The 18,240-nt window shown below is 70.5% G+C and carries 14 protein-coding genes and 1 pseudogene; 6 read left to right on the plus strand and 9 right to left on the minus strand.

All coding sequences use genetic code 11. From position 1 onward, the window contains the following. Positions 1–47 precede the first annotated feature (47 nt). Positions 48–1,841, minus strand: a complete 1,794-nt coding sequence (locus tag ACZ7LT_RS13920) for a hydroxysqualene dehydroxylase (protein ID WP_471236232.1) — start codon at positions 1,839–1,841, stop codon at positions 48–50. A gap of 219 nt (positions 1,842–2,060) precedes the next feature. On the opposite strand from ACZ7LT_RS13920, the gene ACZ7LT_RS13925 reads away from it, so the two are divergent. After that, positions 2,061–2,510: a YchJ family protein gene (locus ACZ7LT_RS13925; RefSeq protein WP_471236233.1), complete on the plus strand. Its 450-nt coding sequence runs from the start codon at positions 2,061–2,063 to the stop codon at positions 2,508–2,510. Here the strand turns inward: ACZ7LT_RS13925 and ACZ7LT_RS13930 are convergent. The 3 genes from ACZ7LT_RS13930 to ACZ7LT_RS13940 all read right to left on the minus strand — a co-directional run bounded on the left by ACZ7LT_RS13930 (position 2,497) and on the right by ACZ7LT_RS13940 (position 5,729). After that, positions 2,497–4,605, minus strand: coding sequence for an MDR family MFS transporter (locus ACZ7LT_RS13930; protein WP_471236234.1), 2,109 nt, complete (start codon positions 4,603–4,605; stop codon positions 2,497–2,499). The genes ACZ7LT_RS13925 and ACZ7LT_RS13930 overlap by 14 nt on opposite strands. 106 nt (positions 4,606–4,711) lie before the next feature. Continuing rightward, positions 4,712–4,963 (minus strand): hypothetical protein, encoded by a 252-nt coding sequence (locus tag ACZ7LT_RS13935; RefSeq protein ID WP_019890574.1) that lies wholly within the window; start codon positions 4,961–4,963, stop codon positions 4,712–4,714. 547 nt (positions 4,964–5,510) lie between these two features. Then, entirely contained in the window at positions 5,511–5,729 is a 219-nt protein-coding gene (locus ACZ7LT_RS13940) for a hypothetical protein (protein ID WP_019890575.1), read from the minus strand. 222 nt (positions 5,730–5,951) lie between these two features. On the opposite strand from ACZ7LT_RS13940, the pseudogene ACZ7LT_RS13945 reads away from it, so the two are divergent. Then, positions 5,952–6,466 (plus strand): annotated as a pseudogene (locus tag ACZ7LT_RS13945) (AMP-binding protein); the annotation flags it as partial. Positions 6,467–6,761: 295 nt separating this feature from the next. Here the strand turns inward: ACZ7LT_RS13945 and ACZ7LT_RS13950 are convergent. Continuing rightward, positions 6,762–7,829, minus strand: coding sequence for an ATP-dependent DNA ligase (locus tag ACZ7LT_RS13950; RefSeq protein ID WP_471236235.1), 1,068 nt, complete (start codon positions 7,827–7,829; stop codon positions 6,762–6,764). A 52-nt stretch (positions 7,830–7,881) separates the two neighbouring features. Between ACZ7LT_RS13950 and ligD the strand changes: the two genes are divergently transcribed. Continuing rightward, positions 7,882–8,961, plus strand: coding sequence for a non-homologous end-joining DNA ligase (gene ligD / locus ACZ7LT_RS13955; RefSeq protein WP_471236236.1), 1,080 nt, complete (start codon positions 7,882–7,884; stop codon positions 8,959–8,961). A gap of 57 nt (positions 8,962–9,018) precedes the next feature. Here ligD and ACZ7LT_RS13960 read toward each other — a convergent pair whose 3' ends face one another. Both ACZ7LT_RS13960 and ACZ7LT_RS13965 read right to left on the minus strand, forming a co-directional pair. Beyond that, positions 9,019–11,193, minus strand: coding sequence for an OmpL47-type beta-barrel domain-containing protein (locus ACZ7LT_RS13960; RefSeq protein ID WP_471236237.1), 2,175 nt, complete (start codon positions 11,191–11,193; stop codon positions 9,019–9,021). A 38-nt stretch (positions 11,194–11,231) separates the two neighbouring features. Further along, the gene (locus ACZ7LT_RS13965) at positions 11,232–13,652 is read right to left on the minus strand and encodes a ThuA domain-containing protein (protein WP_471236238.1); all 2,421 of its coding nucleotides are present in this window, start codon (positions 13,650–13,652) and stop codon (positions 11,232–11,234) included. A gap of 255 nt (positions 13,653–13,907) precedes the next feature. Here ACZ7LT_RS13965 and ACZ7LT_RS13970 point away from each other — a divergent pair, with 255 nt between their 5' ends. Together ACZ7LT_RS13970 and ACZ7LT_RS13975 are read left to right on the plus strand one after the other, a co-directional pair. Then, positions 13,908–14,924 carry a multicopper oxidase domain-containing protein gene (locus ACZ7LT_RS13970; RefSeq protein ID WP_471236239.1) on the plus strand — a complete coding sequence of 339 codons (1,017 nt, stop codon included), beginning with the start codon at positions 13,908–13,910 and terminating at the stop codon, positions 14,922–14,924. A gap of 222 nt (positions 14,925–15,146) precedes the next feature. Further along, the gene (locus ACZ7LT_RS13975; protein ID WP_471236240.1) at positions 15,147–16,073 is read left to right on the plus strand and encodes an alpha/beta fold hydrolase; all 927 of its coding nucleotides are present in this window, start codon (positions 15,147–15,149) and stop codon (positions 16,071–16,073) included. Here the strand turns inward: ACZ7LT_RS13975 and ACZ7LT_RS13980 are convergent. After that, positions 16,030–16,431, minus strand: a complete 402-nt coding sequence (locus tag ACZ7LT_RS13980) for a hypothetical protein (protein ID WP_471236241.1) — start codon at positions 16,429–16,431, stop codon at positions 16,030–16,032. The two genes, ACZ7LT_RS13975 and ACZ7LT_RS13980, sit on opposite strands and share 44 nt — an antisense overlap. 59 nt (positions 16,432–16,490) lie before the next feature. Then, the gene (locus ACZ7LT_RS13985; protein WP_471236242.1) at positions 16,491–17,144 is read right to left on the minus strand and encodes a TetR/AcrR family transcriptional regulator; all 654 of its coding nucleotides are present in this window, start codon (positions 17,142–17,144) and stop codon (positions 16,491–16,493) included. A 246-nt stretch (positions 17,145–17,390) separates the two neighbouring features. Between ACZ7LT_RS13985 and ACZ7LT_RS13990 the strand changes: the two genes are divergently transcribed. After that, a complete protein-coding gene (locus ACZ7LT_RS13990) occupies positions 17,391–18,185 on the plus strand; it encodes a VOC family protein (protein ID WP_471236243.1) in 795 nt (264 codons plus the stop codon). The last annotated feature ends 55 nt before the right edge of the window (positions 18,186–18,240 follow it).

Here is an 18,240-nt window from a genome sequence, read left to right on the forward strand (position 1 = left end):
CGGTGTCACCGTGCACGCACCGGTGTCACCGTGCGCGCAGGTGGTCGTCACCCCAGGTCGAGTGCGTTGCGCAATCCGAGGCGGTAGCGGGTGCGGTCGTGGCGCTTGAGGATCTCGAGCTCGGGGGCGCGGAAGAGAGGTGTGACCGTGCACCGCGGCGCCGTCGAACCCGTACGGTCCAGCAGTGCGTTGACCGCCTGACGGGCCGAGGCGTTGGCGCCCTCCATCGTGGCCAGATCGATGTCGACCGCCACGTAGTCACCGGCGAGATAGAAGTTGGGGATCTTGGTCTCGGCCTGCGGCCGGTTGTGGAAGGTGCCGACGGGGTGGATGAGGAGCTGGTCGTCGTTGGTCGGGTTCGGGGTGCCCAGGCCGTCCACGCCGGGGTCCAGGAACCAGGAGTGGAGCGCGCTGTCCTTGAGGACGGTCTTGCCCGTGTCGTTGAAGGCGGCCTTGAGCTGGGCCCACACCTCGCGGGCCACCTCGGTCCGGGTGCACTGCTTGGCCGTCTTGCCGTACAGGATGCCGGGCCGGTCCCACTCGGAGATGTCCACCGACAGACAGTCCACCGCCACGCCGTCGCCGTAGTCGACGGGGAAGTCCCGATCCGGCCAATGCCGGGCCTGCTGGATGGCCGTCAGGGACCAGGGGGAGTCGATGCAGTTGGCGTGCCCGTTGAGCAGCGGGGCCCGCTCGGTCAGATAGAACTGGATGCCGGTCATCCAGTCCGTCTCCAGCTTGTCGCAGCGCGCCAGCTGAGGGTCGGCCGCCCGCAGGCCGGCCCCCCAGGTCCGTCGCGCGTGCTCCACGGGCATCGCGGAGATGTAATGGTCCGCGGTGACGTGTGACCGCGCACCCGACGGGTCGGTCACCACGACCCCGTTGACCAGCCCGGAGCCGTACTCCACCTCCCGTACCGTCCAGCCCACGCGGAAGTCGACGCCCATGCCCTCCAGATGGGCCACCCAGGGGTCGATCCACGCCTCGTTGGTGGGCAGGTCGAGGATCCGGTCGAGGGGGCCGTCGGCGCCGCGGCCCAGCGCGTTGAAGATGAAAGCCTCCAGGAGCGTGGCGACCGTACGGGTGCTGGCCTCCTCCGCCTTGGTCGCCACGATGTTCCGGGTCAGCCCCACGGCCAGGATGCGCTGGTAGTCGTAGCTCATCCGCTCGGCCCTGATGAAGTCCCACCAGGGCGTACGCTCCCAGGCCTCGTCGCGCCGCTCGTCGCAGCTGGTGAGGAACACCAGGCCGCGGTTGACGAAGTACGCCGTCTCGTGGAGCGGGATGCCCAGGGCGGTGTCCAGGAACGCGGTGAGGGCGCGGCGGATCTCGTCGAGGGTGAGCTCGGCGGGTTTGTGGCCGGGCCAGGGCAGCGGGATACGCAGATCCTCCCGGTCGGTGCGGGCGAAGGACATCTCGGGCGGCGCCACGAGGTTGTCCCAGACGCCGTTGGCGTTCCCGGGGAAGGGGATGCGGCGCATCGTGTCGGGGAGGTTGTGGTAGATGCCGGGGATGAACCGGAAGCCGTGCTCGGCCGGCAGCGCCCGGCGCCCGCCACGGGCGCTGCCAGGGACGTCCATGCTGCGGGCCTTGCCGCCGAGTGCGCGGCGCTCGTACACGGTGACGTGGTACCCGCGCTCGGCCAGCTCATGGGCGGCGGTGAGCCCCGCCACGCCGCCGCCGAGCACCGCGACGGACGGCGCCGAACCTCCAGCCCCTGCACCCGACGGTGCCCCGGGCCGCTCCGCCGCCACCGCTGGTGCGCCGGAGACCGCGAGCGCGCCGGTGACGGCCGCCGCGCCGGCGACGAACGTGCGCCGCGTACTGCCTGTACCGTCCATGCCCCAACCCCTTTACCGGCGGTAACTGTCGCGTTCGGCGCAGGAATATACGGATGCCACCGGCACCCCGGAAGCAGCACGCGGGCCCAAAAACCACGATGGCTCGATCCCACCGCGCCCGGCCCCGCCCACCGACGCCGCCCCGGCCCCGCCCCCCGCGCCAGCCCCCGCCCCGCCCCCGTACCACCCCCGCCCGTCCACGCACGCGACAATGGGCCCATGGCACGCCGCACCAAACGCCCCGCCCGCCCGCGAACCCCCGCCGCCTCCCCGGCCGTCACCGCCGACACGCCCTGCCCCTGCGGGCTGGCCGCGACGTACGGCGAGTGCTGCGGGCGCTTCCACGCGGGGAAGGCGACCGCACCCACCGCGGAGCTCCTCATGCGCTCCCGTTACACCGCCTTCGTCGTCCACGACGAGGCGTACCTGCTGCGCACCTGGGCGCCCGCGACCCGCCCCGGCGAGGTCGACTTCGACCCCGCCATGCGGTGGACGGGCCTGGAGATCCTGGACCACACCGACGGCACCGCCTTCCACCAGCACGGCACCGTCACCTTCGTCGCCCGCTACACCCACGCGGGCACGCCCGGCTCACTCCATGAGCGCAGCACCTTCGAACGGCACGACGGCGCCTGGGTCTACCGTGACGGTACGTTCATCGAGCCGTGACCCCGACGGCCTCCCGGCGGCCGGCCGGCCACCCCTGCGCCAGGTCCTCGGCGATCAGCCGCTTCGCGATGGCATCGATCGCCGCCCGCAGGTCCGGCCCGCTCGGCCGGCCCCGCTCCCGCTCGATCTGGGAGGTCAGCCACTCGGCCCACGCCCGGGTGATGACATCCGCCTCGCGGCGCCCGGCCGCGGTGTGCGAGAAGAGATTGCCGTCGCGGGTCAGATAGCCCTCCTCGACCATGCGGTCGAAGACCGGCACCAGCACCTCGGGCGGCACCCGCAGGCGGGCCGCCATCAGGCCGAGGCCGGCGTGCCCGACCAGGCGGGTGAACAGCTCGACCTGCATCACGGCCCATGCGCCCGCCGGGTCGAGGCGGGTGTCGGACGCGTCGACGATCCGCCGCGCCGTCTCCAGGTCCGTACGCCGCATGATCTTGGCGACGGCGAGTTCGAGGAGCTTCGCCGAGTCGCCGCCGGTGGTCGGTGAGGCGAAGCCCTCGCCCATGTCGGGCGCCGAGGCCCGCGCCACGTCCCGCAGCTTCACCTGCTTGAGGAAGAGCGCGACGACGAAGCCGACGACGGCGACTGGAACGGTCCACAGGAAGACCGTGTGCAATGTGTCCGCGTACGCCTGCACGATCGGCCCGGCCTGCTCGGCCGGCAGGTCGTGCACCCCCTGAGGACTCTGCGCCGCACGGGCGATCTCCTGCTGGGCGGCCGGATCCCGCGCCCCGGCGGCCTGCGCGGCCTCGCCGATGCCTTGGGAGAGGTTGGGTGCGAGGGAGTTGGCGTAGATGGTGCCGAACACCGCGGTGCCGAACGAGCTGCCGAGTGTACGGAGAAATGTGACACCGGACGTGGCGGTGCCCAGGTCCGCGTAGTCCACGGTGTTCTGCACGGCGATCGTCAGGACCTGCATGCACAGTCCGATGCCGACGCCGAGCACGAACATGTACAGCGACTCCAGCGAGGCGCCGGTCTGCGTCCCCATCAGCGACAGCAGATAGAGGCCGACGCCCATCACGAGGCATCCGGCGATGGGGAAGACGCGGTACTGGCCGGTCTTGCTGACGACGTTGCCGCTGAAGATCGACGCGATCAGCAGGCCGACCACCATCGGCAGGGTACGGACGCCCGACACGGTCGCCGAGTCCCCGTCGACGTACTGGAGGTAGGTCGGCAGGAACGTCATCGCGCCCAGCATGGCGAAGCCGACGACGAAGCTGAGCACCGAGCAGACCGTGAAGACGGGATTGGCGAACAGCCGCATCGGCAGCATCGGTTCGGCGGCCCGGGTCTCCACCCAGCAGAACAGCGCGAGCGCCACCAGACCGCCCGCGAAGAGCCCGATGATGACCGCCGAACCCCACGCGTACTCGTTGCCGCCCCAACTGGTCGCCAGGATCAGGGCGCTGGAACCGGCCGCCACCAGCGCGATGCCGGTGTAGTCGATGACAGGGCGGCCGGCGGAGCGTACGGAGGGGATGGAGCGCGCGGCCGCGATGACGACGAGGATCGCGATCGGGACGTTCACGTAGAACGCCCACCGCCAGCTGGCGTGGTCGGTGAACAGGCCGCCCAGCAGCGGCCCGATCACGGTGGCCACCCCGAAGACCGCACCGATCGCACCCTGGTACTTGCCCCGGTCGCGCAGGGGGATGACATCGGCGATCAGCGCCATGGCGGTGACCATCAGCCCGCCGGCGCCGACGCCCTGAAGGGCCCGCCAGGCGATGAGCAATGTCATATTGCTCGCCAGGCCGCAGAGGAACGAGCCGGCGATGAAGATGATCGCCGAGACCTGGAAGATCACCTTGCGGCCGAAGAGGTCGCCGAACTTGCCGACGAGGACGGTGGCCACGGTCTCGGCCAGCAGATAGGCGGTGACCACCCACGACATGTGCGCGGCGCCGCCGAGGTCCGACACGATCGTCGGCAGGGCCGTACCGACGATCGTCTGGTCGAGCGCCGCCAGCAGCACCCCGAGCATGATCGTCCCGAAGACGACATTGCGCCGCCGTGCGTCGAGCACCGGCGGTGCGGCGGGGGCGCTCTGCGGGGCGGCGGGCTGCCCGGCCTCGCTGGTGGTGGTCACTCTCGCACCCTCACACCGGCCGGGTACCCCCGCATGCGGAGCCGGTCTGAACAGGGGCACGGGAGGCGCGCTGCCCGGAGGCGACCCCCCGACCCCCGGTCCGGCGTCAGCGGCAGTGTCGTACCGGCAGGCGCGGGTGGTAGGCGGCCAGCACCTTGTTCGCCCGGGCCAGCGTCGACAGCGCGTGCTCCCGGTCCGCCTGGTCCTCCCCGCACAGCGGTCCCCGGAACCGCTGGACCTCACGTGCCGCGCACTCCGCGTCGACCTCCGCCTGCAGGATGTGGATTGGCATGCAGGATCCGATCAGCGCGGCCACACGGTCGGGGATCGGTACGGGGACGAGTGAGGAGGCGTACACAGCGGGTCCTTCTCTGCGGTCGGGTGTCTCCCCACCATCCTCGCGGACCCGGGTACCTGTTCCTCCACAGGGATGTCTCCGTCGGGCAACGGCGTGCCGCGCCCGCCGGGGCGCGGACGATCGAACACGCGAGAGGCCCCCGAACCCGGCCGTCGACACCCCGCCGCGTTCCCGCAGGTGCATGGCGTGCCACGCGATCTCCACCGTGAAACGGGGGCCCGCATCGCTCGCACATGCACCGAACACCGGGTCGAGTCCGGGCCTTCGTCGCCGCGCCGAAAGGCCGCCGGATGTGAAGCATCTCACTCCCGGCCGGGTGTCGGCGGGGGCGCGAAGGGGAAGAAGTCGCCGGACATGTCTCCGCCCCACCGGGCGCTGTACCGGCGGGGCGGGTCCGAGTACGCGCCGCAGCCAGCAAGCGCGAATGGGATGGCACCACCGTAGCGGCGGCCACTGACAACGGGCCGCCCGCGTGTGGCCGCCCGCCCCGGCCGTGCCGCATCGGACCGGGCATGAATCCGTGCCTGGCCCGGGGTGCGGGGTGAGGTCAGAGCTTGTGCATGCCCTTGTAGGGGCTGACGATCCGGGTCTGGGTGGCGCCGAAGTCGACGAGCATGGCCGCCGCCTCCGCACCGATGATCTTTCCGAGGCCGTGGCGGTCGTGGGAGACGCGGTCGCCCAGGGCGAAGTCCGCGATCAGAGGCTCCTTGGGGGCGGCGAAGGGACTCGTGGGCAGGTGGCGCCGGGGCGCGGATGCATTTGTCATCGTGGACTCAGTATGCGCTGTCGGCGCCCCTGTGCCATAGGCCCGCGGACTCACCTGTCACCGGCCGCGCCGGCCGAGCCGCCCGCCTCCCGTATCCGCGCCCAGGCTGCCGGACCCGTTGCCTTCTGATTACGCGCGAGTAAGTTGACCTCCCGGTAAGCCCGTAGAGCCCGTCAGTCGATCCAGGTAACTCCCGCCCGCCCGCGCGAACAGGAGACCGCCATGGGCGTACGCAAAGATCTGAGGCAGGCGAGAAAGCGCAGCGATCTCGCCGAGCGGTACCCGGTCGAGGTCATCCGGGAGAATGGCACCGTACGCGAGGCCCGCACCGCACCCGGGCCGTCCGCCGGCGCGAGCGCCGTGGCCCCTGCAACCGCCGCCGACATTCCCTTCACCAATGCCGCCGAGGCCCCGGACGCCGTGGTCCTGCGCCGCAAACAGCACGGCGCCTGGCGGGCCGTCACCTCCGTCGAATTCGCCCGTGAAGTGACCGCCACCGTCAAGGGGTTGATCGCCGCAGGGCTCCAGCCCGGCGGGCGCGTCGCGCTGATGGCCGTACCAGCTACGAATGGTCCGTGCTCGACTTCGCCATCCGGGCGGCGGGCGGCCAGAGCGTCCCCCTCTACGCCACCTCCTCCGCGGAGCAGATCGCCTGGATCCTGAAGGATTCGGGCGCCCGCCACCTCGTCGTCGAGACCGCCGAGCACGCCGAGACCGCCGCCCGCGCGGCCGCCGGCGAGCTCTGTCAGGACCCGGAGATGCTCGCCGACGCACAGAAAGCCGTCGACCATGCCCACGAGGCCGTATCCCGGGCCGAGTCGATCCGTGTCTTTCGGATCGTGCCGGGTGAGTTCACCGAGGAGAACGGGCTCCTGACGCCGTCGCTCAAGGTGAAGCGGCACGCCGTCGCGCGGGCGTACGCGGACGATATCGAGGCGCTGTACACGTGACCGTTGTACACGTGACCGCTCTGCACGTGACCGCCGTACACGTGACAGCCGTAGATGTGACATGTCATGGCACCCGCGGCCCTCACGTCGGAGGAGACAGCACACGTGACAGGTCGTACGTCACCGGCTCCTCCAGCTGCCCGTAGCCGCAGCTCTCCGGCTCACGGTCCGGCCGCCACCGCTTGAACTGGGCCGTGTGCCGGAACCGGTCGCCTTCCATGTGGTCGTAGCCGACCTCGCACACCCGCTCCGGCCGCAGCGCCACCCATGACAGGTCCTTCTTCCCCGACCAGCGGCTCGGAGCCCCCGGCAGCCGGGCGCTCTCGTGCGCCGCCTCCTCGGCCCAGGCGGCCCATGGGTGGTCGTCGGGCGGGTCCATCCGCAGCGGCGCCAGCTCCGCCACCAGCTCCTCGCGGCGCTTGGCCGTGAACGCCGCGCACACACCGACATGCTGGAGCCGGCCCCCGGCGTCGTACAGACCGAGCAGGAGCGAGCCGACGACCGGCCCGCTCTTGTGGAAGCGGTAGCCGGCCACGACCACATCGGCCGTCCGCTCGTGCTTGACCTTGAACATCAGACGCGCGTCGGGCCGGTACGGCAGATCGAGCGGCTTGGCGATCACGCCGTCGAGACCCGCGCCCTCGTACTGCTCGAACCACTCGGCGGCGACCGCCAGGTCCGTCGTCGCCGGGGCCAGGTGGACCGGCGCGGCGACCCCACGCAGCGCCTCGGTGAGCAGGACACGCCGCTCGGCCAGGGGAGTGTCCAGCAGTGCCATGTCACCGAGCGCCAGCAGATCGAAGGCGATGAAACTCGCGGGTGTTCTCTCCGACAGCAATGTCACCCGTGACGCTGCCGGGTGAATGCGCTCGGTCAGCCGGTCGAAGTCCAGCCGCCCCTCGTGCACGATCACGATCTCCCCGTCGACGACACAGCGCGCCGGCAGCCGTGCGAGGAGCGCGGCGGCCAGCTCGGGGAAATAGCGGGTGAGCTCCTTGCCCGTACGGCTCCCGATCACGATCTCCGCACCGTCCCGGTGCACGATCGCACGGAAGCCGTCCCACTTGGCTTCGTACTGCATCCCGGGCGGGATCTTCTTCACGGCCTTGGCCAGCATCGGCTTCACAGGCGGCATCACCGGCAGATCCATAGGGAGATTGTCCGGTATGCGTCGGATGTCGGCGCGGCCTAGGCTGACAGGCATGGCAGGCAAGGCGGGCAAAGCAGGCGCGGTGGAGCTGGAAGTCGGCGACCGGACCGTACGCGTGTCCAATCCGGACAAGGTGTACTTCCCCGAGCCCGGCTACACCAAGCTCGACATGGTCACCTACTACCTCGCCGTCGGCGACGGCATCACCCGCGCCCTGCGCAACCGCCCCACCACCCTGGAGCGCTACCCCGACGGAGTGACCGGCGAATCGTTCTTCCAGAAACGCGCCCCCAAATACCTCCCCGACTGGATCCCCACCGCCCACATCACCTTCCCCAGCGGCCGCAGCGCCGACGAGATGTGCCCCACCGAACCCGCCGCCGTCCTGTGGGCCGCCAACCTCGGCGCCGTCACCTTCCACCCCTGGCCCGTACGCCGCGACGACACCGACCACCCCGACGAACTGCGCATCGACCTCGACCCCCAGCCCGGCACCGACTATGCCGACGCCGTCCACGCCGCCCACGAACTGCGCTCCGTCCTCGACGAGAACGGACTGCGCGGCTGGCCCAAGACCTCCGGCGGCCGCGGCCTGCACGTCTTCGTCCCCATCGAACCCCGCTGGACCTTCACCCAGGTCCGTCGTGCCGCCATCGCCTGCGGCCGCGAGCTGGAGCGCCGCATGCCCCAGCGGGTGACCATCAAATGGTGGAAGGAGGAACGCGGCGAGCGGATCTTCGTCGACTACAACCAGACCGCCCGCGACCGCACCATCGCCTCCGCCTACTCCGTGCGCCCCCGGCCGCACGCCCCGGTCTCGGCGCCCCTGCGCTGGGAGGAGGTCGACGACGTCGTCCCCCAGGACTTCGACATCCGCACCATGCCCGGCCGTTACGCCGACGTCGGCGACGTCCACGCGGACATGGACGACCACCGCTTCAGCCTGGAGAGCCTGCTCGAACTGGCCCGCAAGGACGAGGCCGACCACGGGCTGGGTGACCTGCCCTACCCGCCCGAGTACCCGAAGATGCCCGGCGAACCCAAGCGCGTGCAGCCCAGCCGCGCCCGTAAGCCCAAGGGGTCGACCGACGCGGAGGCCGACGCGGACCCCAGCGGCACGTCCGGTGCGTAGAACAGCACCGTACGACGGCCCGGTGCAGTGTGAAACCGCACCGGGCCGCCCGCGTGCTCACAGCTCCTTGATCCGGATGTCGCGGTACGAGATGACATCGGTGCTGCCATGGACCTGCAGGCCGATGTACCCGGAGGCGTGCCGGCGGCCGTCGGTACCCGGGTCGTCGGCGCGCGCCGGGTAGAAGTCCTGCCCGCCGACGTTGTCGAACTCGTTGATCAGTACGCCGTTGCGGTACACGCTGTAGTGCTGGCCCTCCACCCGGATCTCGTAGTCGTTCCAGGTGCCCTTCGGCGTCACCCCCGCCCCGCCGAGACCGACCCGGTCGAAGCCGTAGACGGACCCCGACTTGTACATGTCGCCGTCCGGCCGGTCCAGGACCTGGACCTCATGGCCGTACTTGATGGCGACCCACTCGGGCCTGGGCTCCTCGGGGTTCTCATGGACGTACGGGAAGCGGACGAAGACCCCGCTGTTGGCGTTGCCGGCGCCGGGTGCGTCGTCGCGCCACCGCAGCTTCAGCGAGAAGTCACCGTACGCGCGCTGCGGGAACCACAGCATGCCGAGCCCGGCCCGGCTGGTGCCGCTCGTCATCGACCCGTCGGCGTTCAGCGCGAACGAACCACCGCCCACGTGCTGCCACTTGGCGAAGGACGCGGCCGAACCGTCGAAGAGGCTCTTGTACCCGGTCGTCTGCCCTGGTTTGCCGATGCCGGACTGCTTGGCCGCGCGGTAGATCGTCCGGTGTTCGCGGGCATCGACGACTCCCTCGGCGAGCAGCCGGTCCAAGATCGCGTCGACATGCTTGAGGAACAGGGCGTGCGAGCTCCAGTCCTTCTCGTCCTCGATCAGCTCGCCGACCGTGCAACGACTGCGCGTCATCCGGTTCGGCACCCCCGAGTCGACCGTGCCGACGATGACCGTCAGCCGTTCGTCGTGCTCGGGGCAGTGCGGTGCCGGGACCCCGCCACCCTCCGCGACCGTGAAGGTCACCCGCTTCGCCTCGGAGGTGTTGCCCGCCTTGTCCGTGGCGCGATGCAGCACAATGTGATGGCCGACCCGCTCGACGAGGACCGGCGCGGTGTAGGCGAGGTAAGGACCGCCGTCCAGGGAGTACTCCGTCCGCTCCACACCCGATTCGGTGTCGGTCGGGGTGAGCGTCACCTTGGCGCTGGTGATGTACGCGCCGTCGGAGTTCACCGCCCCGGTCACCTCGGCTGCCGTGACCGGAGGTGTGCGGTCCTCGGTGGGCGGGGCGACGACGGTGAAGGCGACGGTCTTCTCGGCGGCGGTGTTGCCCGCCTTGTCGGTGGCCCGGTAGTGCAGCTGGTGCGTACCGGCCTGGTGCACCATGACCGGCGCGGTGTACGGCTGCCACGCCCCGGAACCCAGGGCGAACTCCAGCGAGTTGACGCCCGAGCCGGTGTCGGACGCGGTGACCGTGACCGTCGCCATCCCCACGTACCGGCCCTGCTCGTCCTTCTCGCCGCTCAGGCTCGCCGAGGTGTCGGGCGGGGTGGTGTCGTCGCTGGGCGGGGCGACGACGGTGAAGGCGACGGTCTTCTCGGCGGCGGTGTTGCCCGCCTTGTCGGTGGCCCGGTAGTGCAGCTGGTGCGTGCCGACCTGGTGCACCATGACCGGCGCGGTGTACGGCTGCCAGGGGCCGGCCGCGCCGACCGCGTACTCGATCCGGTCCACACCCGATCCGGCGTCGGTGGCGGACAATGTCACATTGGCGTGTCCGATGTAGGCACCGTCCGTGTTCTTCTCACCCTCCACCTTCGCCGCGGTCTGAGGCGGGGTGGTGTCCTCGCCGCCCGGGTCGGAGACGGTGAGAATGCCCTGCATCTGGCCGTGGCCGGGGATGGTGCAGTAGAAGCGGTAGCGGCCCGGAGTGAGCGTCACTTCGGCGGTGTGCCGGCCGCCCTGGTCGTCCGTCGGGTTGGCAAGGATGTTCAGCGGCACGTCATGGTTGTACTCGGGGTCGGACACGTCGAAGGTGAGCGTGTGCGGCATGCCCGAGGTGTTGCCGCTCGCCCTGCTGTTCTCGAAGACGATCGTGGTCCGCCCCGCCACCGCCGTGGTGGGGAAGGAGAGATACCGGTCGATGGGGTCGCCGGCGGTCCAGGTCAGCACCTGCTGGGCGGTCGTACGGACCTCGCCGCGGCCGTACGCCGCACCCGACGTCAGGCCGACCACCGTCAGCAGGGCCGCGACGAGCGCGGTCCACAACCGAAGCGTGTTCGGTGACCGGTGAAATGTCACAGCCGTCACGGCGCCGCCTTTCGCGCGAGCTGAGCGGCGGCCGGGGTCGCCTCGCCGCCCTGGTAGGTGACCCGCCACAGCGCGGAGCGCGAGTCGGAGGTGAAGAAGCCGCGGCCGTAGTCCAGGACGTACAGCGACCCGTCCGGAGCGAACTTCCAGTCCATCAGGTTCCGGATGCCGTTCGCCCCGACCGGGACGATCTTCTTCAGCGACTCCGCGTGCACCGGAAGCCCGCCCTTGCCGACGGTCCTCGGGTCGGTCAGCACGGCGTGGCGCGGCTGGTCGCCGTCGTAGAAGTCACCGACGAACCACTTCCCGTCCCAGTACGCCGGCCACTTCACCGCACTCGTACGCGCCGCGTCGTAGCGGTACACCGGCCCGTTCATCGTCGCCTGCCCGCCGCCCTTGAGCCACGGCAGCAGCAGCTTCTGCTCCTCCGTCTTGTAGCTGGGAACGCCGTTCGCGTCCCGGGGGAAGTCGGGGCCGCCGCCCTGGGGCGCGTACCAGATGGTGTTCGGGGTGACGGGCGGCAGGTGCACCAGGCCGTCGTTGTTCGGGGACTCGTTCTTCGGCCGGGCGCAGTCGTACCAGCCGAGCGGCACGGACGGGTCGGGAAGATTACGGTCCCGGTAGGGCTGGTTGTTGCCCATGCAGTACGGCCAGCCGTGGTTGCCCGCCTTGGTGATCGCGGCGAAGGTGTCGTACTTGGCCGGACCCCAGGTGGTCGAGGGGGCGCCGGCGTCCGGGCCGACCCAGCCCGCGTAGAGGATGTCGGTCGCCTTGTCGACGAAGATCCGGGCGGGGTTGCGTACCCCCATCACATAGATCTCGCCACGGGTCTTGCCGCCGCCCTCGTCCGGCTCGCGGCCGGTGAACAGATTCCCCTCGGGGAGCGTGTACGTGCCGTCGTCCTCGGGGTGGATCCGCAGGATCTTGCCGTTGAGGTTGTTGGTGTTGCCCGCGGTGCGGCGGGCGTCGGCGAACGACACGCCCTTGAAGTCGGGCTCCGGGTTGTTCCCGGAGTAACCGGCGCTGAAGCCCGAGGAGTTGTTGTCACCGGTGGCGATGTACAGATTCTGCCGGGAGTCCCAGGCCATGCCCCCGCCGGCGTGGCAGCAGCTGTGGATCTGCACCGGCCACTTCAGCAGCACCTTCTCGCCGGCCAGATCAAGGGTGTTGGTCGCGAGGTCAAGGGTGAAACGTGACACGTGACGCTCGGCCATACGCGTATCACGGTTGATACGTGAGTGCGGTGTGTAGTGCAGATACACCCAGCCGTTGGAGAGGAAGTCCGGGTCGAGCTCGATGCCGAGCAGCCCCTCCTCGTTCTTGATCAGCTCGTCGCCGCCGCCCTTGTTGCCGAAGACGGTCAGCGCCCCCGCGAGCGTCACCTTCTTCGTCCTCGGGTCGTAGACATGGATCTCGCCCTTGCCCTTGCCGATGTCGGGGTTGTTCCAGTCGGTGACGACCGGCTGGGAGGAATCGGCGCCACCACGGCCGATGTAGAGGATCCGGCCGTCCGGCGCGGCGACCAGCCCGTGCGGCTCGCCGATCTGGTCGTTCTTGCCCGGCTGATTGGGCTGGGTGACCCGCTCCGCCGTGTAGTGGGAGGTGATCGTCGCCTTGCAGTCGGCGCGGGCGATCCGGGTCGTCCAGTGCAGGGCCCCGCGCAGATGGTCCCGGAAGTCGGTCTCGGCGAAGGAGTCGACCGTGCCGCCCATACCGGTGTAGAAGGACCGGCCGCCGTCGTAGTCACGGCACCAGGAGACGGGGTGGTCCCAGCCGTTGGCGCCCACCCCCGGCTGGTAGGTGCTCTCCCTGACCCGGGCCACCGTGTGGACCGAACCGGACGGATTCACCTGCCAGTTGAGCCACTTGTCGGGCCGCTTCCACGTCAGCGGGAGCTGCTTGGTGGCCGGGTGGACCCGGTCGCCCACCTCTACGGTGGCACGTTGTACGGTCACCGGACCGTTCGCGGGGCGCGCGCCGACGAGCCCGGTGAACCAGTCGGAGTACGGTTCGGTGCGCGCCGCGTCATGGATGCCGAGGAAACCGCCGCCGGCCTCCATATAGGCCTCGAGACCCGCTTCCTGTGCGGGATCGAGCACATCGCCGCCGCCGGTCAGAAAGACCACGGCGTTGTAGCGGCCCAGCTTGGTGGCGTTGGTGAACACGGCGGGGTCGTCGGTGGCTTCGGTACGGAAACGCTGCGCCGCGGGCCCGGACTGGCCGATCGCCTCGATCGCCGCGATCCCGGCGTCCACGGTCGGTGACTCGGCGGTGGCCGAGGCGTGGAAGACGAGCACGCGTACGTTGGCGCCGCCTGGCGGCGACGGTAACGACAACGTTGTCGGCGGCCGTTCCGGGTCCGCGGCCGTGGCGGCGTTGCCGCCCAGCAGTGAGGCCGCCAGCGCTCCGGCGGCCACGGCCGCCGCCGCACTCCGCCGGGATCTTGACCGATGATGTGGTGCACGGTGCATGTGTTCACCGACCCCTCTCAGGTCACAGCAACAAACGACGACGAAGCTAGACCTCTTTCGGTAGGACGCCAAGAGATGAGGCAGCGATTGAGCGAACTTTGTCCTGGGTGTGGATAAACCCTGCACCCACGGCTACCGTGTGGCCGTCCCCGGGGGTTCCGCACACCCCGTCAATCCCCGATCGCCACATGGGAGTTCGGCATGGACCGACGGAGCTTCAACCGACGCCTGCTGGCCGGGAGCGCCGCCGCGGCCGCCAGCGTGACATCGTTGTCACTCGCTGCCGCCCCGGACGCCGCGTCGGCGGAGGCCCCGCCGCCCACCGCACCCGCCGGGGGACGCGTGCGCCATATGAAGTTGTACGCCGAAAAACTGGCGGACGGTCAGCTCGGCTACGGCCTGGAGAAGGGCAAGGCCTCCATCCCCGGCCCGATGATCGAGCTCATCGAAGACGACACCCTCCACATCGAGTTCGAGAACACCCTCGACGTGCCGGCCAGCCTGCACGTCCACGGAGTCGACTTCGACGTGGCCAGCGACGGCACCCGCATGAACCGCAGCCACGTGGAGCCGGGCGGCACCCGTACGTACACCTGGCGCACCCACACCCCCGGCCGGCGCAAGGACGGCACCTGGCGGCCGGGCAGCGCCGGCTACTGGCACTACCACGACCATGTCGTGGGCACGGACCACGGAACCGGCGGCATACGCAAGGGGCTCTACGGCCCGCTGGTGGTCCGCCGCAAGGGCGACATCCTGCCCGACAGGCAGTTCACCATCGTCTTCAACGACATGACCATCAACAACCGGCCCGGCCACCAGAGCCCCGAACTCCGGGCGACGGTGGGGGAGCGCGTCGAGATCGTGATGATCACGCACGGCGAGTACTACCACACCTTCCACATGCACGGTCACCGTTGGGCCGACAACCGCACCGGCCTGCTCACCGGCCCCGACGACCCCAGTCGCCTCATCGACAACAAGATCACGGGCCCGGCGGACTCCTTCGGCTTCCAGGTCATCGCGGGCGAGCACGTGGGGGCGGGAGCCTGGATGTACCACTGCCATGTGCAGAGTCACTCCGACATGGGGATGGCGGGCCTCTTCCTGGTCGCGAAGCCGGACGGCACGATCCCCGGGTACGAGCCGCACCATCCGGCCGCCGAGCGGTCGGCCCCGGCCCCGGGGAAGCCGCCTGGTGGGGCGCACGCGCACTGAGCCGCGGTGGGCGATCGCCGACGACGCCGCCGCCCGGGGCCGGGCGCCGGCCATTCGGTGCGTGCAGTGTCACCGGTGACTGGTGACTGGTGACTGGTGACTGGTGACTGGTGACTGGTGGCCGGTGACCCGGGACTCCGGTGGCGAAACAGCTCCTCAAAACAACACGAACGATCGTGCTACTTTTATGACTGTACGCATCGGACGACCGAGGAGACCGGCATGTCTGCCAAGGCTTCACTCCTGCGCACCGCCCTCAACGCGACCTCCCTCGTCGCCCCCGGCCTCGCCGGCCGCGCCACCTTCGCGGTCTTCACCCGCCCGCCGGGCCGCGCCCGGCTCCGGCCCGACGAACGTGGCCTGCTCGGCGAGGCCCGCACCAGCCTGCTCACGGTCAACGGCAAGGACGTCGTCACGTACGCCTGGGGTGACGGAGCGCGCCCCGTACTCCTGGTGCATGGCTGGCAGTCCCGCGCCTCGCGCCTCTCGGCCTTCGTCGCGGCCCTGCGTGAACGGGGCTACAGCCCCGTCGCCTTCGACGCTCCGGCGCACGGAGAATCCGACGGCGCGACCACCACGATCGTCGAATTCCGCGAGATCATCCGGCAGTTGTACGACCGCCATGCCGCCGCCGGATTCGAGGCGGTCGTCGCGCACTCCTTCGGGGTGCTCGCGTCGCTGTTCGCTCTCCAGGACGGTCCGACCACCCGCAGGTTCGTCGGGATCGGCGGAGTCGGCGAGTTCGACTTCGTCCTCGACTCGTTCTGCGCCGAGCTCGGACTGCGCGAGCCGATACGCCGCGCGCTGAAGGGCCGGATCGAGAATGTGCTCTTCCCGGGCGAGCCCGGAATGTGGGACCGCTTCAGTGCGGCCTACCGTCCCGACGAACTCGCCGCACCCGTCCTGCTGTTCCACGACGAAAGCGACGACATGGTCCCGGCGGCCCAGTCCCAGCTGATCGAAGCCGCGCACACGGGGCGCGTACGGCTGGTCCGCACCCAGGGGCTCGGCCACCGCAGGATCCTGGCCGATCCCGCGGTGGTCGCCGAGACGGTGGAGTTCGTCACGGCCGCGGACGACGACACCGAGGCCGTCGGCCGGCGCGTCACCACTCGGTCCGGCCGCTCCCCAGTCGTACCCCGCAGTTGATCCAGCGGATGACCGCGGTCACGGTCGTCGTGTCCAGATCCGACAGCGCGTCGATCGCCGTGGCGTCCCCCAGGCCGGGCGGGATGCCGGCGGCGGTCAGCGCCGCGTGGAGGTCGACCCTCCGCTGGTCGGCGGGGGCCAGCACGTACGGCAGTCGGGTCCGGGCGTCCGGAGCGGGCAGCAGGAAGTCGTCCAGCGCGTCCGTGTGCAGGGTGTCGGCGAATCCGGTGGTCGTGCCGCTGTACATCATGAGGACCTCCAAGGGGAGTTGATGCCAGGGGAGAGGCGCCGACGGGTACGGCCGGTTCCCGCCCCGCTCGCGCACCACCGGATCGCAGCAATCCTCCGTTTGTCGCATGACCCCCGGCTCCTTGTGGAGATGGCAGGAGGTGCCAGGAGGTGGCAGGAGGCGGCGGCTCAGGCCGGGAGGCCCTCGATCTCGCCGCGCCCGCGATCCGTCGCATCCGCCAGCAGCCGCCGCCGGATACCGCGTTCGGCACGTTCGTACGCGGAGCTGTCCGCGTGCAGCACCGACTGCGCGTTCGCGGCCTCCATCAGCGCGATGATCTCGAAGGCGAGCTGCGGTACGTCGACGTCGTCGGTGAAGCATCCGCCCGCGCGGTCCTCCCGCAACGTCTGCTCCACGTACTCCACCCAGTCCTGCCGGGCCCGGGCGATCGCGTCGTGCACGGGCCCGGTGCGGGCGTCGAACTCGGCCGAGACGGCGTAGAAGAAGCAGCCGCCCTCGAAGATCCGGTCGGCGGAGTACGTCAGCCAGTTCCGGGCCAGCGCCCAGGCCCGGGCGGACCCTGGCGGGAGGTCCCGCAGTGGTGTGACGACGTGCTCGGCGAAGACGGCGATCGCGGCGCGGACCGTCGCGAGCTGAAGCTCCTCCTTGGAGCCGAAGAGGGCGAAGACTCCGCTCTTGCTGAGCTTGAGCTCGGTGGCGATCCGCCCGAGCGACAGCCCCTCCAGGCCCTCGACCGATGCGATGTCCATCGTGTGCGCGAGGATCAGGCGCCGGGTCTGGTTGCCGCGCTCGACGCGTCCGTCCGTCTTCGTACCCATCACCCCAGACTACTGTCCGCACGATCGTGCGGACATCCTCGCGTGGACTCGCGTGGACTCGCGTGGACTCGTGCGGGGACGGCTGTACCGGGCGCAGTACGCCCGCGTGCGGACCGGGAAGGGCCGGTGCAGACTCGGGAAAGCACGCCAGGGGCCACCCCCCGGCCGCCCCTTACGGCAGGCCGCGCAGCCCGCGCGCCCCGCGCACCGGCGTGCACCCCGGCGCAGGAGACTCACGAAGGAGCAGCCATGCTCACCACCCGCTACGTCACCGGCTCCCCGAACTGGCTCGACCTCGCCACGCCCGACCTGCAGGCGGCGCAGAGCTTCTACGAGGGGATTTTCGACTGGACGTTTCAGTCGGCCGGCCCGGAGGCCGGCGGCTACGGCATGTTCCAGAGCGAGAACCGGACCGTCGCGGGCGCCATGACCGTGTCTCCGGAGCAGGGCCCGCCCGCCTGGACGGTGTACTTCCAGACCCCGGACGCCGAGGCGACCGCGAAGGCGGTCCAGGCGGGTGGCGGATCGGTCGCCGTCGAACCGATGGACGTCTTCGACATGGGCCGTATGGCCGTCTTCACCGACCCGGACGGGGTCGGCTTCGCCGCCTGGCAGCCCGGTACCAACAAGGGCCTCGACGTCGTCAACGAGGACGGTGCGCTGTTCTGGCTGGAGCTGTACGCCCCGGACACGGACTCCGCGCTCACCTTCTACCGCTCCGTGTTCGGCTGGGAGACCACGAGCCTGCCCATGCCGGGCGACGCCGGCAACTACCTGATGATCAACCCCTCGGGGCAGGGCGCGGACGCCATGTTCGGCGGGATCGTCCCCGTCGACCTCGACCCGGCCGAGGCCGCCGAAGGCCCGTACTGGGCCCCGTACTTCCACGTCGCCGACGTCGACGCGACGGTGGCGAAGGCCGAACAGCTCGGCGGCTCGGTACGGATGGCACCGGTCGACCTGGAGGGCGTGGGCCGGATCGCGAAGCTCGCGGACCCCTTCGGGGCGCGATTCGCCATCATGAAGAGCAGCCCCACGCAGTAGCGCGCCCGGCCGGGCCCGACCCGGGCCGGGGGGGCGGCGGTGGCTTTTCGTACGT

It is taken from the genome of Streptomyces sp. NPDC039465 (genome assembly GCF_055639315.1).